Genomic DNA, 22,781 nt, shown 5'->3' on the forward strand with positions numbered 1-22,781 from the left:
TATATGTAAAAATCAAACAGTTACAAAGATATTAATTAGACTACCAATTAAAAAGTTACTGGAGTATTATAGATAAATTTTACAAACATTTTGAATGATGTAAATTATGTCTTTAAATTCTTGATTCATTAGCGAATCTGATCAGAACCATAATATATGCCATTGATACTACCACATTCATATATATCATCTATACCTTTATCTTCTTCCTTACACACTGGCACATCGTAATATATCGTACCTGTTATGTCTGCCCATGATGCCATTCCCATTTCATCTATCATCCGCTGATTAAATGATTTTAAAGGTAAATTGAACACACTTCCACGCTTCAATTCTACAGAATTCGGTTCTCTGAAGCCATTGTAATGAGTATATATTTTATATATACTGTCATTCTTTTCAGCATAAATGAAGAAAACATTGTTTTTTTTCTTCACAATTTTTTTTACCTTATAGAAATTTTGCGGACAATAAATCTCTTCTGAACATCCGCAAAATATCAGAGATAAAAGTACGAAAAATAATTTTAAGTTCATGTCGTTTGAATTATGTTTTTGTATCATTAGTGTCCCGTTAAAATCGGGACACTAATGATATGTCATATATTGAGCTTAAGCTTCTTTTAGTTCTTAATGATTTTCTTGTTGATAAGAGTGGAATAAATACCCCAGTTCGGAATAAGAAGCCTCACCCCCATTCATCAGAAGTCTTCAGAAACCATCAGGCAATCTGGTTTCCGGATGATTTCAGAATTCAAAGTCGAGTGTCAGCTCTTCGGGAGGCAGGAGAGTGAAAGAACGGCGATGGAATGGCGTAATACCGCATTCACGGATAGCCTGACGGTGTTTCTTCGTTGGGTAGCCCTTGTTGCACTTCCAGTCATACTGCGGATAGTCTTCCGCCAGGCGGTCCATATAGTCGTCGCGGTATGTCTTGGCGAGGATGCTCGCCGCAGCGATGGAGAGGTATTTGCCGTCGCCCTTCACGATGGTGGTGTATGGAAGGTCGCGGTAGGGCTTGAAGCGGTTGCCGTCTACTATCACCGCTTCGGGACGCACCTTGAGCTGGTCTAAAGCACGGTGCATGGCGAGGATACTCGCATTGAGAATGTTTATCTCGTCAATCTCTCCAGGCTCCACGATGCCCACAGCCCAGTCCACGGCATCGTGTTCTATTATCTCACGAAGCTGCTTGCGCTTGCGGTCGGTGAGTTTCTTCGAATCATTGAGCAGTTCGTTCTCATAATCGGGTGGCAATATAACGGCAGCAGCAAAAACGCTTCCGGCAAGACAGCCTCTGCCGGCTTCGTCGCAGCCTGCCTCAACGAGACCTTCGTAATAATGATTTTCCAGCATTGTATTCTTCTCTTTTTGTTTCGGACAATATCTTTATATCTTTCAAAGTATAAAGGTACGAATTATTTCCGACATATCAAAAAGATACACAGCGAGTTTTATCTTTTAGCCAGAATGACCGATTTTGCGTTAGTCTTGTATAAGAAACCTGTAAGATTAGCCAAATAATAAAGGTGACAAAAATACATGCCAGAAATCCCCCCACACCGTGGGGAACGGAACCCCCTAATGTGGGGTTTGATTCCCCACGACAGGGGGAGATTTCGAAGGTTATGCTTAAGATGACAAATTATGGCTCTACGTCCCACTGAATAGGCACGTTCTTCATCGTGATGTATCCTCTGATTGCCGCATCAACATACAGTCCGAGCTTCAGCACCTGCATCACCTTGGCGGTCTTCTTCACATTCTCGAATCTTGTGTAGGTACCATCGAGCTTCAGTTTAACATAAACTCCCTCACTGACGTCAAAAGAGTCGGATGTAGTGCCGCCGTCTGGCGTATAAGATTCACCGTCTTGGTCAACGAACATTGTTACGCTACGAAGGTCTGAATTAGGAAAATCTCCAACACCGCCGAGACCGATACGCGACTTGTCGGCTATCATCTTCACTTTCAGCACGAGGGTCACGGTGCCGTAGTTCTCTGAGGTGCTCTTGCCATAGGCACCTACCAACTGGATGTCTACATCCTTGCTGAACGGATTGATGACGGTGGCTCCAGACTCTGATGTGGTGGTAGTACCGACGAACTGTGGCGGCATATCCTTGCTGGCTGCTGGATCTGTCCGTTTGATCTTGGCGTCCTTCTTAGATACCGTGTCCAGAGTTTTTGTCACCTTCTTCAGGATATTCCCAAACTGTGCGTCTGCCGGTTGTGCTGCAAAGAAGAAAGCTGCGAATGCCACGAAGATTCTGAATAGATTTCTTTTCATAATAAAATAGTTTTTAGTTTAACAATAAAGTTGTGAAGTTTGACTTGATTTATATTTGATTGTTCTTGTATTGACAATGGGGCATCCATTTCCTGCCGGCAAAATTAACGGAAGAATATGTTTTTCAGGGTTTCAAAGAGTAAATAGATGTGTCATTACGTACAAAGTTCTATGCGTATTGTCCTGTTTTTCTTCTATCTCTATTGAAATATAACGACACCAGCCAACTCATTGACCAATAAATTGACCACAAATGGGCACGATGCTTGCCCAAGTGAGGCAAGGTGCTTTCTCAAGTGGGGCACGCTGCTTGCCCCTGTTGGGCAGATTTGCTGTCAGACGTCTGCCCAATAAGTGAATGTTGTTATACCTATATTCCTGTTTTCAGGATTCTGTCAACGCATACTATTCCTGTAGAATGAATTACTCACAGATGACATTCCTTTCATCAGGTATTTCCTCACATCTGACAATTCCTTTCATCAGCAAACCATCCAGACAATTGGCTGACAATCGCCAGACAACCAACTGTCTGTCTATCAGAATATTACGACAAAAAACCAGATGATCTGACAGTTTTTTTGAAAATTCTTGTTTTTTACTAAAAATCAGCGTTATGGGCAACTTTTACTCATATTGAGTAACTTAAACCCCAACCGGTCATTAGGCCGTTAGATGTAGTATTTTATGACTGCTTGGATTTTGTTTGGTTAAATTAATTCCGCCAACTGGCAATATGTTATATCATATTTAACAGAAATAGTTTGTCTTGTGAACTTATTGTGCAAAAACTCCATATATCTTTGCAACAGGAAGAGGGAAACAGGGCTATCTGTCCCGAACCGGTCATCAGAACGTTTGGGAATAAACCCGACGGGCTTCTTCGAGAGAGAGAAAGGACAAAGTAAAAACAGAAAATAAAAAACTTAAGGATATGGAGAAGAAAATGATTTTGACAACTGGCGTGAATGAGAATGAGAACATTGATTTCACGGAGCTTATCAGCAAGATAGGCGCATGGGCATCAGAACCGGTCCGCCTGTTGGGCGAATACTACTCGAGCGTGCTGGAAAGAAAGCTGTCTATCGGTCAGACATGGCGCCTGATAGAGGTGCAGCTGGCATTCTTCGCCTGCATATTCCCTGCCGATCTGTCGGTGGCTGTCCGTCTGTTAGCCGTTGCATGGCTCGGTTCGGCAGTGACAAGGTGCAGGAAGGCAATGAAGAAGTAATACCATGGAAAACACCTTATATACTTTCAATTTCACAAAATGACGAAACGGCGACAGACCTCAAGCGTGAGGCTGCCGCCGTTTTTTCGTTATCGTTTCAACCCAAATCGACCGTTTGGGTAGGGTGATTACTTATTTGTCGATTCCCATCTCCTTGAGCAGACGGTCTGCATGACCCCACTTGTCCATGAGATAGATTACATAGCGCATGTCAACGCCGATGCAACGGGCAAGTACCGGATCGAAACGGATGTCGCTTGAGAGTGAATCCCAGTTGCCGTCGAAGGCGAGACCGATGAGGTTTCCGTTGCCGTCGAACATCGGTGAACCGGAGTTACCGCCGGTAATGTCGTTGTTGGTGAGGAAGCAGAGCTGCATCTTTCCGCTCTCCTTGTCGGTGTAGCGACCGAAGTCTTTTGCCGACATCAAGTCTCTCAGCTCTGGCTCAGCGTAATAATCCACTACCTTGTCGCCGGTGTTCATCTTCTCAACGATGCTCTCTGAAGTGGTGTAGTAGCCTGCTGGCTTACCGCCGACTACGAGGTCTTTCACCTGTCCGTAGCTCAGGCGCATAGTGAAGTTGGCGTCGCTATAGTGTGGCAGGTCTTCCTCCATACGCACCTTGGCGTCGCAGAGGTAGCGCTCCTGCTGCTTGATTTCCGGAGCGAGGGCACGGATCTTCTCGATCACTTCGTCATAGATAGCCTTGATGTCGAGACCATACTGCACACCCGGGTCGTTCTTGTAGTTCTTCTTGTTGAAGAATATCTTCTCACCGCTCTTCATGAGGATAGACTTGGCGTAGAGATAGTCAACGAACTTCTTGTAGTCGCCGCCGAAGTCCTTGTCAATCTTGGCATAGCAAGCCGGCAGATACTTGGCGTCTACATGTTCACGGTAGTTCTTGAGCAGAGCTGCCATAACGTCCTTGTCGAGAGCCTCGTCCCAAGCATTGCTGTTGTCCTCGAACTGCACATACTGCTTTGCCGGCTTATCCTTAGGACCCTTTACTTCCATTCCTCCGAGCACCTGCAAAGCACGTGTATTGAACTCGCTGGTGCGGTTGAAAGCCTCAATCCAGTTGGTGAACACATACTGCACGTCGAAGCGCTTGGCGTAGAGGTCTTTCATCTTGTCGAAATCAAGTTTGCCCTTCAGATAGCCTGTGCTGTCCTGATAAGCCTTGATGCGCTGCTCGAACTCCTGCTTCTGACGGATAATACCGATGGAATCGATACATTTGTTCATTCCGATGGAGTTCTTCCAGTAGTTGGAGCTTTGTGCATACTTGGAATCATACTTGATTCTCACTGCCTCGTCGGCACGCATGTGGCGGATCATGATCTGCTGCTTCACGCCACGCACCTGTGCACGTGGGGCATTGTCGGCATCGCGACGCTCCTTGATACCGTATGATGAGAGGTAACGGTTGGTAGTGCCCGGATAACCAATTGTCATGGCGAAGTCGCCATCCTTGTATCCGTCGAGCGACACCTTAGTCCAATGCTTCGGACGATAAGGCACATTGTCCTTAGAGTATGCTGCAGGACCGTTTGTCTTAGGATCGGCATAGATACGGAAGACAGAGTAGTCGCAGGTCTGGCGCGGCCACATCCAGTTGTCGGTCTCGCCACCGAACTTACCCATAGACTTAGGCACGGTGAAGACGAGGCGCAAGTCGGTGAAATCGCGGTATGTCGTGGCGTAGAACTTGTTGCCTTCGAAATATGGCTTGATTTCAAGACGGAGTGTAGGGTCTGCTGCCTTCACCTCCTTAGACATCACATTCTCGATGGAATCGAGGAATTCTGACTGTTTGTTGATAGGCAGGTTGTAGAGTCCCTTCTTGGTGAGCTCGTCAGTGATATCCTTCTGCTCCACCATGAAGCTTACGAACATGTTCTCGTTTGGCAACTCCTCCTCATAGCTCTTGGCATAGAAGCCGTTGAGCATATAGTCGTGTTCTACAGTAGAATGACTGCGGATAGCCTCGAAACCACAGTGGTGGTTGGTGAAGACGAGTCCGTCTGGCGACACCACTACACCGGAACAGAATCCAGAGAAGTTGACAACAGACTTCATGATGGCGTCGTCGCCACTGTAGAGTGCGTCGTAAGGCAGGTTGAAACCGTAGGTCTTCATCTGCTCATACACTGCCTGGGGAAGGTTGTAGAGAGTCCACATTCCCTCGTCAGCCTTGGCGCTGCCAGCAGACAGAGCCAACAGTCCTGCTAACAGGATTGATGATTTCTTTCTCATTTTTCGTATATTTAATTTAAAGTTTCGGCAAAAATACGATATATTTTCCAACTGTACTTGCTTGTGGATGAAAATATCGCTTTTTAATCCTCATAATTTCTCAATTCCTCCGCTGACAACTGTCATTTGCGGAAATGCCTGCCAATCACGGGCAATCCGCTGAGCGGAAAGTCCTTCTTCACGATATATGCTATGAAGAGGACGCCAAGCACTGTATTCACCGTCAGGGCGAGCGGTGTGGAGAGTCTGGCATTTGCCGTGGTCATGCAGAAATACAGCACTACGGTGATCAGGACATAAACGGAGATGTCTTTCATCGGATAGGCAATGGGATACTTGCGCTGTCCCACGAAATACGAGAGCACCATCGCCGTGGCGTATCCCGCGAAACCAGCCCAGGCGCATGCCATATATCCGTAGCGAGGCACGAATATAACGTTGACCGCTATCAGCACGGCGCATCCCGCACCTGAGAAATACGCTCCCCAGATGGTCTTGTCGATGAGCTTATACCAGAAGGAGAGATTGAAATACACTCCCATCATTATCTCTGCCGCCATGACGATAGGCACCACACGCAGTCCGTCCCAATAGTCGCGGCCGATGATATGGCGCAGCACATCCATATAGCCCACCACCACGAGGAAGGCAAGGAGGGTGAAGATGATGAAGTATTTCATCGCCTTGGCATAGGTCTCACGGTTGTCCTTGTCTTTAGACTTGCCGAAGACGAACGGTTCGTAGGCATAGCGGAACGCCTGTGTTATCATAGCCATGATCATGGCTATCTTGCTTGCCGCGCCATAGATGCCGAGCTGCGAATGGGCATCGCTTCCTTTATATATATAAGGGAAGAGAATCTTGTCGGCTGTCTGGTTGAGGATGCCGGCGATGCCAAGCACGAGGATGGGCCAGCTATAGCTGAACATGCGGCGCAGGAGCGCTTTGCTGAACGAATATTTCTGTGCTACGAGTTCCCGCCAGAAGAAGAACGTGAGGATGGCAGAACAGAAGAGATTAACATAGAACGCATAGCCTGCTCCCACCGTAGGGTCGTAGATGGCGGATATGAACCCGGTGCCGCCGTTTGCCTCGTAGATATTGGGCAGAATGAGGAAGAACACGATATTGAGGGTTATCGCCATGAAGATGTTGAGGAGTTTCAGGGCAGCGAACTTTATCGGGCGCTTCTTATATCTGAGGTATGCGAACGGTATGCACTGGAAGGCATCGATGGCAACGGTAATCGCCATCACCCATATATACGACTGGTGGTCGGCATAGCCCATAAAGGCGGATATGGGATTGATGAAGAGCAGCACGAGGGCTATGAACATCAGTGAGGTGAAGCCCACACTGATGAGTGTAGTGGTATATACTGTCTGCGGATTCTCTTCTTCTTTGTTGGCGAAGCGGAAGAAGGTGGTCTCCATTCCGTATGTCAGTATCACCATCAGCAATGCCGTATAGGCATAGACATTGGTTATGACACCATAGCCGCCGCTCGCTGCCGACAGCTTTGCCGTGTATAGCGGCACGAGAAGATAGTTGAGGAATCTTCCTACGATACTGCTCAATCCATAGATTGCCGTATCCTTAGCGAGTGATTTTAAATTTGCCATTTGCTTATGTTTGTTTGTCAGCGGCATGGTCAGGATGCCTTGCCGCTATGCTGTTTTCTGTTTCTTGTTGACGTGTATGCAGGTCTTATGCCCCTATGCTGCATCAGAAGAACATATAGCATATCGCTATCGCCGCGATTACTCCGGCAAGGTCTGCCAGAAGTCCGCATGCCACGGCATGTCTGGTGTATCTGATGCCCACGCTGCCGAAATATACGGCGAGGATATAGAAAGTGGTGTCGGTGGAGCCCTGGAACACGCAGCTAAGCCTGCCTACGAAGGAATCGGCACCGTATGTCGTCATGGCGTCTACCATCATTCCACGTGCTCCGCTGCCGGAGAGCGGCTTCATGAGTGCTGTAGGCAACGCTCCCACGAAATCGGTGTTTCCGCCCAACACCCCTACTGTCCATTTTATTCCGTCGATTATCATGTCCATGGCTCCCGACGCACGGAACACTCCGATGCCCACGAGTATTGCCACGAGGTATGGTATTATCCTGACTGCGGTCTGGAATCCTTCCTTCGCTCCTTCGATGAAAGCGTCGTAAACGTTGATTTTCTTCCTCACTCCTGCCAGAATGAACCCTACGATGATAGTCATGAGCAGGATATTTGCCACCGTGGTGCTCACTATGTTCATCTGGTCTTTGTCGAGCTGTCCGAATCCCCATATAATGCCTGCCACGGCGAGCGACATGCCGCCGACGGTGAGCAGCATCACCTTGTTGAGAAGGTTGATGCGCTGATAAAGGCTCGTGATTATTATTCCTGCCATAGTGGAGAAGAATGTGGCAAGGAGGATGGGGATGAATATGTCGGTGGGCTGTGCCGCTCCGAGCTGCGCCCTGTATACCATGATGCTGACGGGAATCAGCGTCAGTCCGCTGGTATTGAGCACAAGGAACATTATCATCGGATTCGTTGCCGTGTCCTTCTTCGTGTTGAGCTGCTGCAGCTGTTCCATTGCCTTCAGTCCGAGCGGCGTCGCCGCATTGTCGAGTCCGAGCATGTTGGCGGCTATGTTCATGAATATGGAGCCAGTAACGGGATGCCCCTTAGGTATGTCAGGAAAGAGCTTGCAGAACACCGGCGAGAGCAGCCTTGCCAGTGCATTCACCATTCCGCCCTTCTCTCCCACCTTCATTATGCCGAGCCACAGCGAAAGGACGCCGGTCAGTCCGAGGGATATCTCAAAGGCTGTCTTCGACGACTCGAACGTGGACCCCATCATCTCCGGGAACACTTCGAAGTCGCCCATGAAGATCAACTTCACCAACGCTATGACGAAGGCTATGACGAAAAACGCTATCCAAATGTAATTCAGCACCATGCTTGATAATGTTTTGGTTATTTTATGTTGTATTGTCTGTTTTCCCTGTTGTATCTGTCCTTTCCGGTTATTTAGCGGAAAAACATCCGTCAGTAGGTCACATAATGGCTGAGCCTTTCTATGTCTGCCGGCGTGAACGATTTCAGCAGGCGCAGGTCTCTGAGTGACTTTATATCTCCGCGCAGCCGACGGTAGTCAACGATATCGCGTGCCTGGTAGTAATTGATGTATGGATGCTGACGGAGTTTTGAGAACGACAGCTTGTTGATGTTAAGCTTCGTCACCGCCCCTTCGTCCACGCTGACATACTGGAGAGCCTGTTCGGGCAGTCCATCTATCTCGAGCAACTGCCTTGCGGAATAGAAGCCTCCCAGCCGCTCGCGCTTTCTCACTATGGCGATGGCGTATCCGCTACCTATTCCCGGCACCCGTTTCAGCAGTGTAGTATCGCTGGTGTTGAGCGGCACGGTCTCTCCGGGGCGCAGCTTACGTGGAAATTTCAGTGTATCTCTCGGCGGAGCGTCATTGTATTCTGCCGATGGCGAGCCATGGCGGTCGTAGGCGGAACGGTCATCGGCATACAGCTCCGATGCCGGTCTGTAGTCTGCACTGATGCGGATATATGGTTCGAGCGCTCTGTACTGCTTCACGGTAAGTCCGTAGAGGCGCGCAAAATCCTTCGGCTCCCGGTATACTCCTCCGGAAGCACGATAGCGGTATATGTTTCTCACCATCCATTCGCTCAGTCCGAGCCTCAACAATTGTGTGCTGTCTGCCGTATTGGGATCAAAGGGGAAGAGTTCGGCTTTTCTTCCCTCCACATTATAATATTCTTTCTCTCCAGCGCCAAGAGCCTTCCCGCCAGCCACCGCGGTGCTGTCGGCAGGGGTTCCGACGAAGAAATCATCGCCGGAACAGACCACGAAATATGATGTCACCGCCAGAATTATGACGAGACTGACGATGAATATCGTCGCTATGCGGTCTGACTTCGTGAAATAAAAGAAATCTCCTAATGGCATCCCTGGCTTTTTTATTGTATTGTAAGCAAGACTATCCCTCCCGCAGATTCGTCAACGGGAAGGAATCGGCATTTGCTGTCGGTTGGTCAACGAAACTCCTCCGGCAATTGGTTGCGCCACAGCACAAAAGGCATCTGGCGAAGATAGGAGTTATAGAATCTGGCGTCTCCGGTCACTTCTTTTGCGATGAAACCAGGCTTTTCGAATGCCTCGTCTTCACTCTGAAGCTCCACTTCTGCCATCACGAGTCCTTCGTTGTCACCATAAAACTCGTCTACTTCGAAGGTATGTCTGCCACTCTTCACAAGAAACCGAGTCTTGTCGATGATTCCCGGTTCACAGAGTTGCATCAGGTGTTCCGCCTCATCGAGGGTTATCTCCTTCTCGAACTCATAGCGCGAGAGTCCTCCGTCTACCGACGGTCCCTTGATGGTAAGATATCCCTTCTCGTCGCGGATGCGCACACGCACCGTGCGGCCATGACCGCTGCATATGTACCCCTGCTTGATGCGCGACGACGAATAAGCCTGTCGCTTGTATTCGTCGTCGCGTTTGTGCACGAGGAACTTTCTTTCTATCTCAAGTCCACTCATCAGCAGTCTTTCCTTGATTAACCTTGTGTCGCAAAATAGATGATGAATGCCAATGCTCCTATGGCGAGGGCACCCAATATCCAGTTGAACACCTTTTCTCCTTCTTTAGCCTGGCGCTCCTGATAGCGCTCGCGGCGGTCTTTTCCTTTCTTGCTCATAGTACAAAATTATTTAGATCCATAATCATATTGCCGTTATGCGAAGAATCCTTGCCGACGACATGCGATTACATTAATGATATTATTTGCGATTACAATAATAGCATTATTGCTGTTCGTCGTTCACGGGGAACTCCATGAGATACGCCTTTATGAATCCGTCGATCTTGCCGTCCATCACTCCGTCCACATCAGAGGTCTGGTAGTTGGTGCGGTGGTCTTTCACACGACGGTCATCAAAGACATAACTTCTTATCTGGCTACCCCACTCTATCTTCTTCTTTCCTGCCTCAATCTTCGCCTGTGCTTCGAGACGCTTCTTCATGGCGCGGTCGTAGAGCTGCGACTTGAGCAGTCGCATGGCGTTGTTGCGGTTTTCGAGCTGCTTGCGGCTCTCGGTGTTCTCGATGAGGATTTCTTCCTCCTCGCCGGTATCAGGGTCGACATACTGGTAGCGCAGACGCACTCCGGTTTCCACCTTGTTCACGTTCTGTCCTCCGGCTCCACCGCTTCTGAAGAGGTCCCAGCTCACTTTCGACGGGTCTACATACACCTCTATGGTATCATCGACGAGCGGCGACACGAACACACTGGCGAAGCTCGTCATTCTCTTGCCCTGCGCGTTGAACGGCGACACTCTGACGAGGCGGTGTACTCCGTTCTCGCTCTTCAGATATCCGTAGGCGTATTCACCGCCTTCTATCTCCATGGTGACGCTCTTTATTCCGGCCTCGTCGCCCTCCTGCAGGTTGCTTATCGTAACTTTGTGGCCATGCGACTCAGCCCATCTCATATACATACGCATGAGCATCGATGCCCAGTCCTGGCTCTCCGTACCGCCGGCTCCCGAGTTTATCTTCAGCACACAATCCATAGGGTCTTCCTTCTGGCGCAGCATGTTCATAAGCTCCAGGTCTTCAATCGCCTTTATCGCCTTGGCGTAGTCTTCGTCCACTTCCTCCTCGGTCACCATATCGTCGTGGTAGAAGTCGAAGGCAAGCTTCAGCTCTTCGGCATAGGTACGCACCTCCTTGTATCCGGTGATCCATTTCTCAATGCCCTTCACCTTCTTCATCTGTTCCTGCGCCCTCTGCGGGTCGTCCCAGAAGTCAGGAGCCTGCGTGCGGAGCTGTTCTTCTTCAAACTCCACCTTCTTCTTGTCGATTTCCAGATACTTGTGCAGAGCGTCGGCACGCTCCAACACGTCTTTCAATTGATCTTGCGTTATCATTATTCTTCTTGTATATGGTATGGCGAGGAGTTACTCGGCATACATTTTTTCTATTTCGTTCTTATAATGCTCGTTGATCACCTTTCGGCGCATCTTCAGGGTGTTTGTCAGCTCTCCGCTCTCCATAGTGAACGGCTTGGGCAGCAGCGTGAATCGCTTTATCTGCTCATAGTGGGCGAGCTGCTGCTGCAGCGTTTCTATGCGTTCGGATATCATCTGGTGTATCTTGCCGTTGCTGCAGAGGTCTTCTCTTGACGTGAAGCTGATGCCGTTGGCCTGGGCGTATTTCTCGAGGGCACCGTATTCGGGAATGATGAGTGCCGACACGAACTTGCGCTGGTCGGCGATAATCACTATCTGGTCGATGAACTTGTCGACGAGCAGTTTCGCCTCTATCATCTGTGGTGCGATATATTTTCCGTTGGATGTCTTGAAGAGGTCTTTTATCCTGTCTTTCAGGAACAGCTCACCGTCTTTCATATATCCCGAGTCGCCAGTCTTGAAGTATCCCTCGTCGTCGAACGACTGTGCGGTAATATCGGGTCTGTTGTAGTAACCCTTGGTGATGGTAGGGCCTTTGAGGCATACCTCGCCCTCATCGCTGATCTTTATCTTTATGTTGTGGATAGGTCTGCCCACCGACCCTATGGTATAGGGTTTCTCTCCCACTCTGTCGCAGGTCACGGTGGCAAGGCTCTCCGTCAGTCCGTAGCCCACCACCATGGTGAGTCCGATGGAATGCACGAATTCCTCAACATGTGACGACACGGTGGCTCCTGCCGTCGGGAAGATGTTGGTGTGTTCGAGTCCCAGCTCGTGGCGCACGAGACTGAACAATGTCTTGTTATACATCTCATACTCCATGTGCAGTGCCAAAGGCGGACGCTTTCCGCGGCTCAGATATTCGATGTTGTGCTTTCTGCCCACAGCAAGGGCGTGTTTGAAGAGTTTGCGCTGTATGGGGTTCGCACTGTCTATCTTCTCCTTCACTCCTGTATAGACCTTCTCCCAGAAGCGCGGCACGGCGCACATGCTCGTGGGATGTGTCTCCTTCATTGACTTCTGCACTTCGTGCGGATCGGTGTTCACAATCAGCGTAGCACCCTCCGAGATACACAGTATCGTCCATCCCTTCTCAAAGATGTGGGCATATGGCAGGAAGTTGAGCACGCGGTCGTTCTCCGTCACCTTCACCGCCCTGTCGTTGGCTTCAATGGCGGCACTATACTGCAGATGACTGAGCATCACCCCCTTGCTGTCGCCGGTGGTTCCGCTGGTATATAGGATATTGGCGAGGTCGTCGGGCGACGCCTCCTTATATAGTTTTTCCACTTCGATCTGGCGCGGCAGGTTCTCGCCGAGCTTCAGAAAGTCGTCGAAATATACGGCGTTGGAATCGTTGGGGTCGATCTTCACGTTGTTGTCGAAGATGATGATACGCTCCATCGTAGGACAGTGAGAGAACACGCGGTGTGCCTTGTCATACTGCTCCTGCTCTCCCACGAAGAGGAAACGCACCTGAGCATCGTTTATCATGAACTGTATCTGCTGCTCGCTGCTTGTGGCATAGAAAGGTATTGTCACGGCACGCACGCCCCACGCTCCGAAGTCGCAGAAAATATACTGCACGGAGTTCTGCGAGAATATTCCGATGTTCTCCTGCGGTTTGACACCGAAGTTGAGCAATGCGTTGGACACGACTTTCACTTTGTATGAGAATTCGTTCCATGTGTATGACTTCCATGTCTTGCCTCCGAAATCCTTGTATACAAGCACTTCGCGGTCGCCATACTTCTTTGCCTGGTCGTGAACCAAGACTGACAAATGACTTTTAGTCTGCATAATTGTTCTGTTTTTCGGGTGCAGCGCCTCGTCGTACGGCGAGACTTCTTCCACCTATATTTATGCAAAGATAATAAAGTTTTTTCATACGGCACAAAAAATCGGATATGATTTACCCCAAACCGTCCGATTAGTCGGTTTGGGGTATATATATGACGTGTATTGCACACATGTTGCTGTCGCTGCAACGCAGCGTCTGGCATCGGATTATCTGTTGTCCTTGGTGCTCTGTTTCTTGTCTTTCTTCTCTTGTTTTTTGTCCTTGGCATCCTGCTTCGGGGCTGGAGTCAGGATTTTCGTGTATTCCTGCCGGTCGTTGATGATGCGGCATGCCTCCATCATCTGCTTGTCGTAGTTGAGGTTGTTTTCTATCGCTCCCGCCTGGAAATAGTATGCCGCCACAATGTCGGCGGATATTATCTGGTTTATCAACTGCTTGTTACGGTCGAGGTCGGTGGCGAGGTTGTGGCGGAATTTCTTCTCCAGCGCATCGAACTCCTCCTTGGCATCGTCGTAATAGCCTTCAAACTTCGCTATCTTCTTCAGCTTGTCGAGTTCCTTGCTGCTTTCGGCGTCGTATTTGAATCCGCTCTTTATCACCTGCTGCTTGAAATCCTCATACTCCTGGTCGGTGAGTTTGAACTCTCCTGCCGGTGCTATAGTGGGATGCTTGGCGATGTAGTCAATCTCGTAGTTGAGCATCACTTCAGTGGAGTCGAGTCCCGAAACGCTGAGATAGTATGCTATATTCGGCAGCGAGTCGGGTTTCACTTCCACGTCGGGCTTTATTCCTCCGCCGTCGCGCACCTCTCGACCTGCCTTGGTGTAGAACACGTGGGTGAGGCTGTCGGCGACATGTTCGGTGTATCCGCCATGGGCATGCTTGTAGTTGATTGCCTGTATGCAACGGTTGCTGGGGATATAGTATTTTCCTGTCGTCAGTTTGAGCTGGCCGTTATAAGGCAGGTCAACGGGTGCCTGAACGAGACCCTTGCCGTATGTCCTCGTGCCGAGCACCACGGCGCGGTCGAGGTCTTGGAGCGCACCTGAGGTTATCTCGCTTGCCGACGCCGTCTCGCCGTTCACCAGCACTACGATAGGCATCACTGTGTCGATAGGCTCCACGGTGGTCTTGTAGTCTGTGTTCATGCGTTTCATCTTGCCGCGGGTCCTCACGATGGTGAGGTCTTTGGGCACAAACATGTTTACTATCTGCACCGCCTCTTTCACCGATCCTCCGCCGTTTCCTCTGAGATCGAGCACGAGACCCTTGGCCCCCTTGTGCTTCAGGTCGATGAAGGCACGGCGCACGTCCTTGGCGCATCCGTCAGTGAAACTGTTCAGATTTATATATCCTATGCCGTCGGGGCGCACACCGTAGTATGGCAGGTATGGCAGCGTGATGGCACGGCGCTTGATGCGCATCTGCATCTTCTTGCCTGTTGACGGGCGCTTTATCTTGAGCATGAAGGAGGTGCCTGGGTCGCCGCGCAGATGGGAGCTGACGAAGGCAACGGTCTTGTCGGTCATCGTGGTGTCGTCGATGCTCAGGATGATGTCACCCTTCTTGAGTCCGGCTTCTGCGGCTGGACTTCCCTCGTATGGTTCGTCGATGATCACTCTCGACAAGGCTGTGTTATAGCGTATCATGGCTCCTATGCCTACGTATCTTCCGGTGAACATCTTCTTCAGTTTGTTCACTTCGCTCTCGGGATAGTATTCGGTATAGGGGTCGAGCGAATTGAGCATTGCATTGATGCCATTGCCTATCACCTCGTCGGCATTCAGTGTGTCAACATATATCATGTCGAGGTAGCGATAGATGTCGCTGAACACTTCGATGTTCTTCGACACGGTGAAGTTATGGTCTTTGTCGTTCTGCGCCTTAATAGTGACGGAGAAAACCGACAGCAGGATGGCGGATAATAATAATATTCTCTTCATTCTTTTCCGTTGGATTTCATTATAATCTGCAAACTTACACAAAACTTTCGATTTTCACCTTATTTACTTTCATAAATATTGTTTCATGGCGAGTTTTACAGCTCATACACATATATAGCAATTATTTTTATCCTCATTCAGAGCCAATCTGCTTAATCCTATAATATAATTTGCGTAATCTTATAAATAATCTGTCCAATCTTATAATATAAGGTAGAGAGTCCTCGGAAAAGATGACAAATCAGGGAATAGAATGACTTTTTTGAAGAAAAATCAAAAAAAAGACGGAAAATATTTGGAGGTTACATAAAAACGCCTTACCTTTGCACTCGCAATTAAGCAATAACGCTTTTAGCAATGCTTCAATAGCTCAGTTGGTTAGAGCACCTGACTGTTAATCAGGGGGTCGTTGGTTCAAGCCCATCTTGAAGCGCAAAGAGGAATCACTTACGAGTGGTTCCTTTTTTATTTTCATATAGTTTGAATATCGGCACCATTTTTGGGGTGGACACATTTTTCTGACGAATTATCATTAAAAGTACACACTTTTCCTGACGAATACTTGCCAATGATTATACTTTTCCCAATGAATAATCAAGAAAAGACCACGTTTTTAAGCATAAAATACAAGAAAACACTAATGACCAATTGGGGATACAAAAAAAACAAAATGAGCGCAAGTCTTGGGGAATAGCCTATTTTTTAATATTTTTGCACGAATATGGATGCCGCACATTACGGCAGAGAAACTAAAGACAAGGATATGGACAACGATTTCGATATAAGACAAGAGACATTGTCGTCGGCGGAAAAAGAATACGAAAACGCTCTGAGACCGCTACGCTTCGGTGACTTCAGCGGACAACAAAAGGTGGTGGAAAACCTGGAGGTGTTCGTAGAGGCGGCGAAATACCGCGGCGAACCGCTCGACCACACGCTGCTGCACGGACCGCCAGGACTGGGAAAGACGACGCTCAGCAACATCATTGCCAACGAACTGGGAGTGGGTTTCAAGATAACGAGCGGTCCGGTGCTCGACAAACCTGGCGACCTCGCCGGCATACTGACATCGCTGGAGCCCAACGACGTGCTCTTCATCGACGAGATACACCGTCTGTCGCCTGTCGTGGAGGAATACCTGTATTCCGCCATGGAGGACTATCGCATAGACATAATGATAGACAAAGGACCGTCGGCAAGGTCGATACAGATAGACCTCAACCCATTCACGCTCGTGGGGGCCACGACACGCAGCGGACTGCTCACGGCACCGCTGAGAGCGCGATTCGGAATAAACCTGCATCTGGAATATTATGACCCCAAGACGCTGATGCGCATTCTGAAACGTTCGGCAAACATCCTGAAGGTGCCCATCGACGACGATGCGGCAATGGAGATAGCACGACGCTCGCGTGGCACGCCACGTATCGCCAACGCACTGCTAAGAAGGGTGAGAGACTTTGCCCAGGTGAGGGGAACGGGAAAGATAGACACCAAGATATCCCACGTGGCACTGACGGCGCTGAACATCGACCAATATGGTCTCGACGAGATAGACAACAAGATATTGCTCACCATCATCGACAAGTTCAGAGGCGGACCGGTGGGCATCACCACCATCGCAACAGCTATCGGCGAGGATGCCGGCACAGTGGAGGAGGTTTATGAACCGTATCTCATCATGGAGGGATTCATAAAGCGCACACCACGAGGCAGAGTGGTGACAGAACTCGCCTTCCAGCATTTCGGCAGAAACCTGACATTCGGAAATCCTGCAGAACCGTCGCTGTTCTGACGGTTCTGCAATCGGGTCAGCCCCGTCTTGCCGTGCGCGTCACCAACTGATAGAGCGCCGGCAGGAGGATGAAAAAGGAGAATATGATGGCCAGTCCCATCCGGCGGTGGTCGCCGCCGAACAGATCCGTCATCCGCACATCTGACATTTGATGTGGCATAAGGCGAATCATGAGATATGCCACCGTATTGTTAACCCAATGGCATAGCACTCCCGGCACGATGCTACCCGTACGACTGTATATCCAACCGAGGAAGATGCCGACAACGAAAGCGTATGGCATCTGGGCGGGGTTCATATGGATCAGGGCGAAAAGAAGGGCTGAAATGACTATCGGCAACCATGTCTTGCCCTTCATCACGGAGAGCAGCGTGCGCAATATCGCCCCGCGGAATATCATCTCCTCCACAAGCGGAGCGAAGAGGCATATCGTTACATAGCCGAAATTGCTGCCTACAAGCAGCGTCAACTCATCTTCCACAAGATTCGGCAGCTCTGGCATCGCCTCTTCGAGAAACGCCATGGGAATGATGGAGCCCAGAGTGAAAACCACTGTCCAGAACATCACGTCCCAATGTTTGCCTCGCACATAATCGGGCGACAGCGGACACCACTTCAATCTATAGAACATCACGAAGAGCACTATACTGTATACCGCCGAAGTGAGCACCAGTTCGGTGGCCTTGTCGGCTGCCGGGCCGGCGATGAGACGATACAGTGGGGGTATCATGAATCCTGCTACCACCTGGATGATTACACCCCAAAGGAGATAGGTGAACACGTCTTTATTCTTTGCTTCTTTCATATCGGGAAATCATTTGTTTTTCTTTTTTCTAATACAAACCAGTAATCAATAATGACCGTTGGGTGGGTATCCATCATCCCAAGAGGTCGAGCACCTGCTGGCGGTCGGATTGCAACTGGCGCATCAGCTCCTGCTCAGAAGCGAACTTGCGCTCAGAACGGAGCCGCTTCACGAAGCTTACGCTGATTTCGCTGCCGTAGAGATCGCCCTCATAACCGATGATGTGCACTTCCAGAGTGGTGGTCTCACCGTCGAAAGTAGGACGGCAGCCGATGTTCATCATTGCCGGCCTTTCCTTGCCGTCGCCCACATTGGCTGTCATGGCATATACTCCCGGTGCGGGAATCATGGTGCGGACGGACGAAGGGTCGATGTTTGCCGTGGGGAAACCCATCCTCCTGCCCTCTTTCACTCCTCCAACGACCTTGCCTTGCAACGCATAGCGATATCCAAGGCATTTGGCGGCAAGATCCACCTCGCCCCCGGAGAGGAAGGTGCGGATGACGGAAGAACTCACGTTGACTTCGTTGAGGACGAGAGCCTTGGCGCGTATCACCTCAATGCCGATCTGCTTGCCGAATGCCACATAGTCGTCGAAACCTTCAGAACGGTTATGACCGAAGCGGTTGTCGTAGCCTATCACGAGATACTCCACACCGAGACGGTCTTTCAACACCATGCGCATGAAGTCGAAAGCCGAGAGCGACGCCGTTTCTTCGTTGAAAGGCAACACCTCGCAGCGGTCAACGCCTGTGGCACGGATTCTCGCCACTTTCTGGTCGAGCGTACTGAGCATCTGCGGCATATAGTCGCTATGCAACACCTCACGAGGATGCTTGTCGAAGGTCACTACAACAGACTGCAGTCCGTGTCGCTCTGCTACTTCCTTCACCTGGTCTATAAGATAGCGGTGACCACGATGTACACCGTCGAAAAAACCGATGGTGGCAACAGAGCCTGCACCGTGACAATGATTGGTGACGGACTCTCTGCCAACAGAGTTTTCATCGTCTGGCGAGAGGATATCGAGCCACTCGTCGCCATGTGTGACATGCAGCGTGCGGATGCCGAAGGCTTCTGCCGCCTTGCAGTTGGCAAGGGAATCGTCAACGAAGAGCGTCTCCTCTGCCACGGCTCCTGTCTCCTGGAGCAACGTTTCGAAAATCCGCGGGTCAGGTTTCACCATTCCCATATTATACGAGATGAATGCCTTGTCGAAATAATACTCCGGACCATGGCCTGAGAGCGGGAAGAAATGTTCCACCGCCTTGTCCCAATGCACGGAGTTACTGTTGCTGAGCATATACACTTTGTGGGTCTTGTGCAGACGTTCCACCGCCCTCATGCGCCTCACCGGGATTTGCTGCAGCAGTTCGCCCCAGGCATAGCGTATCTCCTCATTGCTGGCATCACAGCCTGGAGCACGGCGGCGAATCTCATCGCAGAACTCCTCCACACTGATCTTTCCCAGTTCCAGATCGAGAAACATGTCTGCCTGCTTGCATTCATCCACATAGCAGGAAATCTTGTGGGCACCGATAGCGTTGAGGGCCTCGATGCACTTATGCCTGTCGAGGTCTACCAAGACGCAACCGAAGTCGAAGACTATATTCTTTATTCCGTTGAGTATATCGTTTTTCATCACTGATTGTTTATTTCTTTATCCAAATCGGTCATTAGGAATACCACATTAAACGGCCTAATGACCGTTTTTGGTTATCAATCTCGCCACAAGGCGCCATATCTCTCCTGCCCACAGCACAAGGGATGTGGCTGCCACCACATACACCCAGTCGAGAAGCGAGAGAGGCACCGCGCGGAACATCTTTCCGCCGAAGGTCACTATCACCCACTGTCCCACGAAGACCGCGACGAGTATACCTGTGAGCACCTTGTCATGACACAGTCCGCGGAAGGCGGAATGGTCGGTGCCTAGCGCCTTGGCATTGAAGAGGTTCCAGAACTGCAGCATGACGAAGGCGGTGAAGAACATCGACAGTTCGTGTGTCTGCATTCCTCCGCCCGTGTTGAAGCAATGGATGAGATATATGAACATCACGGCAAACATCGCCACACCGATTCCCATTATGCCTCTCACCATAGAGTGATTTATGATGAAATCGGACTGCTGCCGCGGTTTGTCGTCCATCACATCCTTTGTTGGCGGCAGTGAGGCGAGTGCCATGGCGGCGAAGGTGTCCATGATGAGGTTGACCCATAGAATCTGAGTCACCGTAAGCGGCAGTTCGGTGCCTATCACCGCTCCTCCGAGAACAAGCAGCAGGGCTGCCACATTGACCGTGAGCTGGAAGAAGAGGAAACGCTGCAGGTTCTTATACAGCGACCGTCCCCACATCACGGCATTGACGATGCTTCCGAAGGAATCGTCGAGCAGCGTCATGTCGCTGGCACCCTTGGCTACACTGGTTCCGGAACCGAGTGAGAGTCCCACATGGGCATGGTTGAGGGCAGGGGCATCGTTCGTTCCGTCTCCGGTAACGGCGACCACCTGACCGTGTTTCTGAAGCATAGCCACAAGGCGCTGCTTGTCGGCAGGACGGGCACGACACATCACCTTGAGACCGACAACGCATTCATAGGCCTCATCATCAGAGAGGGCGGCGAAGTCGGGACCGGTTATTACGGCGTCGGCGGCCGACTCCTCGTTTATTATTCCTATCTGGCGGCCTATCTCACGGGCAGTAGCGGCTGTGTCGCCAGTCACAATCTTAACTTCTATTCCGGCTCTTTGGCATTCTGCCACAGCACCAGGCACATCGCTGCGAATCGGATCGGAAATGCCCACAATGGCCTGTGCCTGCAACTGCCCTATATGCATGGCGGCACGCTCCGCATCGGCTGGCGTGGCATCAGCCGGCAGCTCTCTGTAGGCAAAGGCAAGGGTGCGCATTGCCTTGGTCTGCCACGAGGTGAGCCTGCCGGATATCTCATCCGCTTCCTCTCCGGCAATCCGGCAAGCGGCGAGAACTATCTCCGGCGCTCCCTTTACGAAGAGGTATTTATGGTTGCCGAGGCGTGCTGCAGTGGCCATATACTTGCGTTCGGTGGAGAATGGCAACTGGTATATGATATCCTCGGCATGGCGAAGCTTACGGTAGTCCTCTCCCTCTCTGTCGAGCCACAAGAGGAGCGCCACTTCTGTGGGGTTGCCGATTCCCTTGGTGCCTGCCTCCGTATCAAGATGAGCCGTGGTATTCAGGGCGAATGCCTTGGCGAGGAGGTCGTCGCTGCCATACAGTTTCCGGATATCGGCAACCTGCATGCGGTTCTCGGTGAGCGTACCGGTCTTGTCGGTACATATCACGGTGACGGCTCCCATCGTCTCACAGGCATGAAGCTTTCTCACGAGGTTGTTGCTCTTGAGCATCCTGCGCATATTGAGGGCGAGGGCAAGGGTGACTGCCATAGGAAGCCCTTCGGGAACTGCCATCACTATCAGTGTCACCGCCATCATGAAATAGCGGAGCACTATCTCTGTCATGCGGAAATAGTCGTCGCCTCGCCACACGCTGTCGGTAACGACATCATGGACGAGGAATATCAGGAAGGCTGCAACGGAAATGCCGATGCCGAATTTGCTGACGAGCTTTGCCAGCTTGTCGAGCTGCACGTTGAGGGGTGTCTTCACCGATGTCAGTTCGGTACTGCTGCGTGCCACCTTGCCTATCTCCGTGGCGTCGCCCACTGCAGTGACTCTGTATGTGGCGCTGCCGTTCATCACCATAGTGCTGCGGAGCAACATGTTGCAGGGATAAGTGGCATCATCTGCGGTTGACGATTCGAAACCGGCTACGCTCTTGGTGATTATCGGTTCTCCCGTCAGCGACGACTCGTCCACCTGCAGACTCGACGATCTGACGAGGAGTCCGTCGGCAGGTATCTCATCGCCTACTTCCACCAATACGATGTCGCCGACAACAATGTCGCGACGTGCCACTTCCACCACCCTGCCCTCTCGGCACACCTTCACGGGCTGCTCTTCGCTGAGGGCGGTGAGCACATTGAATTTCTTCGCCGCATCTCGCTCGAAGATGAAGCCAATGGTTGTGGCAAGGAAGATGGCAATGAATATGCCTATCGTCTCTACAAAATCACCATCCACGAATGCCAGCACGAGGGATATCACCGCTGCCACGAGGAGAATCCGGATTATAGGGTCCTGGTATTTCTCCATATACAGTTTCCACATGCTCACCGGTTTTGGCGGCGTGAGCACGTTCTCGCCATGCTCTCTGCGGCTCTGCTCCACCTGGCTGGCAGAGAGGCCGCCAACGGTGACGGCGTCTGTATCTAATGTTTCTTTCATAATGTTTATGTCAATAATGCCGAAGCACCGCTTATCCGATGCTTAGGCAATGCAAAGGTAATAAAAAGACAATGATTAGTGACTTCACCACCAATCCGCCCACCGCTTTTTATGTATATTTTGCAAAAAAAGACAGGACAAGAAGCCTGCGAATATCTTTTTTTGCGATAAAATTTGGAATTTAGACAAAAACTTCTTACCTTTGCAGTCGCAAACTTGACCACTTAAGTGTCAAGCCGGGCTTTTAGCTCAGTTGGTTAGAGCAACAGACTCATAATCTGGAGGTCCTAGGTTCAAGCCCTAGATGGCCCACTTGCAACAGAAAGC

The 22,781-nt window shown here is 50.3% G+C and carries 17 protein-coding genes and 2 tRNA genes; 4 read left to right on the plus strand and 15 right to left on the minus strand.

Going from position 1 to position 22,781, the window contains the following annotated elements; translation table 11 throughout:
* Positions 1 to 128: 128 nt before the first annotated feature.
* From QVO99_RS09470 to QVO99_RS09480, 3 genes are all read right to left on the minus strand, one after another.
* Complete coding sequence (locus QVO99_RS09470; RefSeq protein WP_022317371.1) at positions 129 to 539, minus strand: hypothetical protein; 411 nt, start codon at positions 537 to 539, stop codon at positions 129 to 131.
* A 210-nt stretch (positions 540 to 749) separates the two neighbouring features.
* Positions 750 to 1,358, minus strand: coding sequence for a ribonuclease HII (locus QVO99_RS09475; RefSeq protein ID WP_022317372.1), 609 nt, complete (start codon positions 1,356 to 1,358; stop codon positions 750 to 752).
* 289 nt (positions 1,359 to 1,647) lie between these two features.
* Entirely contained in the window at positions 1,648 to 2,292 is a 645-nt protein-coding gene (locus QVO99_RS09480) for a hypothetical protein (RefSeq protein WP_022317373.1), read from the minus strand.
* Between the two features lie 946 nt (positions 2,293 to 3,238).
* Here QVO99_RS09480 and QVO99_RS09485 point away from each other — a divergent pair.
* Positions 3,239 to 3,523 (plus strand): hypothetical protein, encoded by a 285-nt coding sequence (locus QVO99_RS09485; protein WP_156139315.1) that lies wholly within the window; start codon positions 3,239 to 3,241, stop codon positions 3,521 to 3,523.
* Positions 3,524 to 3,655: 132 nt separating this feature from the next.
* Here QVO99_RS09485 and QVO99_RS09490 read toward each other — a convergent pair whose 3' ends face one another.
* The 9 genes from QVO99_RS09490 to QVO99_RS09530 all read right to left on the minus strand — a co-directional run bounded on the left by QVO99_RS09490 (position 3,656) and on the right by QVO99_RS09530 (position 15,527).
* Positions 3,656 to 5,782: a S46 family peptidase gene (locus QVO99_RS09490; protein WP_022317375.1), complete on the minus strand. Its 2,127-nt coding sequence runs from the start codon at positions 5,780 to 5,782 to the stop codon at positions 3,656 to 3,658.
* 122 nt (positions 5,783 to 5,904) lie between these two features.
* On the minus strand, positions 5,905 to 7,404 hold the full coding sequence (locus QVO99_RS09495; RefSeq protein ID WP_022317376.1) for an oligosaccharide flippase family protein: 1,500 nt from the start codon (positions 7,402 to 7,404) through the stop codon (positions 5,905 to 5,907).
* A 103-nt stretch (positions 7,405 to 7,507) separates the two neighbouring features.
* Positions 7,508 to 8,737 carry a nucleoside recognition domain-containing protein gene (locus tag QVO99_RS09500; protein WP_022317377.1) on the minus strand — a complete coding sequence of 410 codons (1,230 nt, stop codon included), beginning with the start codon at positions 8,735 to 8,737 and terminating at the stop codon, positions 7,508 to 7,510.
* 89 nt (positions 8,738 to 8,826) lie between these two features.
* Complete coding sequence (locus tag QVO99_RS09505; RefSeq protein WP_022317378.1) at positions 8,827 to 9,759, minus strand: helix-hairpin-helix domain-containing protein; 933 nt, start codon at positions 9,757 to 9,759, stop codon at positions 8,827 to 8,829.
* An 86-nt stretch (positions 9,760 to 9,845) separates the two neighbouring features.
* Entirely contained in the window at positions 9,846 to 10,352 is a 507-nt protein-coding gene (locus QVO99_RS09510; RefSeq protein ID WP_022317379.1) for a CYTH domain-containing protein, read from the minus strand.
* A 17-nt stretch (positions 10,353 to 10,369) separates the two neighbouring features.
* Entirely contained in the window at positions 10,370 to 10,510 is a 141-nt protein-coding gene (locus tag QVO99_RS09515) for a hypothetical protein (RefSeq protein ID WP_022317380.1), read from the minus strand.
* A 106-nt stretch (positions 10,511 to 10,616) separates the two neighbouring features.
* Entirely contained in the window at positions 10,617 to 11,741 is a 1,125-nt protein-coding gene (prfB, locus tag QVO99_RS09520) for a peptide chain release factor 2 (protein WP_278841152.1), read from the minus strand.
* Between the two features lie 30 nt (positions 11,742 to 11,771).
* Entirely contained in the window at positions 11,772 to 13,583 is a 1,812-nt protein-coding gene (locus QVO99_RS09525; protein WP_288177135.1) for an AMP-dependent synthetase/ligase, read from the minus strand.
* A 207-nt stretch (positions 13,584 to 13,790) separates the two neighbouring features.
* The gene (locus tag QVO99_RS09530; protein ID WP_022317383.1) at positions 13,791 to 15,527 is read right to left on the minus strand and encodes a S41 family peptidase; all 1,737 of its coding nucleotides are present in this window, start codon (positions 15,525 to 15,527) and stop codon (positions 13,791 to 13,793) included.
* 359 nt (positions 15,528 to 15,886) lie between these two features.
* On the opposite strand from QVO99_RS09530, the gene QVO99_RS09535 reads away from it, so the two are divergent.
* Positions 15,887 to 15,960: transfer RNA gene (locus QVO99_RS09535), tRNA-Asn, on the plus strand.
* Between the two features lie 330 nt (positions 15,961 to 16,290).
* Entirely contained in the window at positions 16,291 to 17,322 is a 1,032-nt protein-coding gene (gene ruvB, locus QVO99_RS09540; protein WP_042519782.1) for a Holliday junction branch migration DNA helicase RuvB, read from the plus strand.
* 16 nt (positions 17,323 to 17,338) lie between these two features.
* Here the strand turns inward: ruvB and QVO99_RS09545 are convergent, their stop codons facing one another.
* From QVO99_RS09545 to QVO99_RS09560, 3 genes are all read right to left on the minus strand, one after another.
* Positions 17,339 to 18,127 (minus strand): CPBP family intramembrane glutamic endopeptidase, encoded by a 789-nt coding sequence (locus tag QVO99_RS09545; protein ID WP_022317385.1) that lies wholly within the window; start codon positions 18,125 to 18,127, stop codon positions 17,339 to 17,341.
* A gap of 73 nt (positions 18,128 to 18,200) precedes the next feature.
* Positions 18,201 to 19,769, minus strand: coding sequence for a riboflavin biosynthesis protein RibF (ribF, locus tag QVO99_RS11105; protein WP_022317386.1), 1,569 nt, complete (start codon positions 19,767 to 19,769; stop codon positions 18,201 to 18,203).
* Between the two features lie 57 nt (positions 19,770 to 19,826).
* Positions 19,827 to 22,454: a calcium-translocating P-type ATPase, PMCA-type gene (locus tag QVO99_RS09560; protein ID WP_022317387.1), complete on the minus strand. Its 2,628-nt coding sequence runs from the start codon at positions 22,452 to 22,454 to the stop codon at positions 19,827 to 19,829.
* A 238-nt stretch (positions 22,455 to 22,692) separates the two neighbouring features.
* Between QVO99_RS09560 and QVO99_RS09565 the strand changes: the two genes are divergently transcribed.
* Positions 22,693 to 22,766 (plus strand) — tRNA-Ile (locus QVO99_RS09565).
* Positions 22,767 to 22,781 lie beyond the last annotated feature (15 nt).

This window comes from Prevotella sp. CAG:592, assembly GCF_000436015.1.
Classification (GTDB): domain Bacteria; phylum Bacteroidota; class Bacteroidia; order Bacteroidales; family Bacteroidaceae; genus Prevotella; species Prevotella pectinovora.

Coding starts and splice junctions, on each gene's coding strand:
- QVO99_RS09500 (WP_022317377.1), bottom strand. CDS start 8,737: ATGGTGCTGAATTACATTTGGATAGCGTTTTTCGTCATAGCCTTCGTC.
- QVO99_RS09530 (WP_022317383.1), bottom strand. CDS start 15,527: ATGAAGAGAATATTATTATTATCCGCCATCCTGCTGTCGGTTTTCTCC.
- QVO99_RS09515 (WP_022317380.1), bottom strand. CDS start 10,510: ATGAGCAAGAAAGGAAAAGACCGCCGCGAGCGCTATCAGGAGCGCCAG.
- QVO99_RS09470 (WP_022317371.1), bottom strand. CDS start 539: ATGAACTTAAAATTATTTTTCGTACTTTTATCTCTGATATTTTGCGGA.
- QVO99_RS09475 (WP_022317372.1), bottom strand. CDS start 1,358: ATGCTGGAAAATCATTATTACGAAGGTCTCGTTGAGGCAGGCTGCGAC.
- QVO99_RS09525 (WP_288177135.1), bottom strand. CDS start 13,583: ATGCAGACTAAAAGTCATTTGTCAGTCTTGGTTCACGACCAGGCAAAG.
- QVO99_RS09485 (WP_156139315.1), top strand. CDS start 3,239: ATGATTTTGACAACTGGCGTGAATGAGAATGAGAACATTGATTTCACG.
- QVO99_RS09495 (WP_022317376.1), bottom strand. CDS start 7,404: ATGGCAAATTTAAAATCACTCGCTAAGGATACGGCAATCTATGGATTG.
- QVO99_RS09510 (WP_022317379.1), bottom strand. CDS start 10,352: ATGAGTGGACTTGAGATAGAAAGAAAGTTCCTCGTGCACAAACGCGAC.
- QVO99_RS09490 (WP_022317375.1), bottom strand. CDS start 5,782: ATGAGAAAGAAATCATCAATCCTGTTAGCAGGACTGTTGGCTCTGTCT.
- prfB (WP_278841152.1), bottom strand. CDS start 11,741: ATGATAACGCAAGATCAATTGAAAGACGTGTTGGAGCGTGCCGACGCT.
- ruvB (WP_042519782.1), top strand. CDS start 16,291: ATGGACAACGATTTCGATATAAGACAAGAGACATTGTCGTCGGCGGAA.
- QVO99_RS09505 (WP_022317378.1), bottom strand. CDS start 9,759: ATGCCATTAGGAGATTTCTTTTATTTCACGAAGTCAGACCGCATAGCG.
- QVO99_RS09545 (WP_022317385.1), bottom strand. CDS start 18,127: ATGAAAGAAGCAAAGAATAAAGACGTGTTCACCTATCTCCTTTGGGGT.
- QVO99_RS09480 (WP_022317373.1), bottom strand. CDS start 2,292: ATGAAAAGAAATCTATTCAGAATCTTCGTGGCATTCGCAGCTTTCTTC.
- ribF (WP_022317386.1), bottom strand. CDS start 19,769: ATGAAAAACGATATACTCAACGGAATAAAGAATATAGTCTTCGACTTC.
- QVO99_RS09560 (WP_022317387.1), bottom strand. CDS start 22,454: ATGAAAGAAACATTAGATACAGACGCCGTCACCGTTGGCGGCCTCTCT.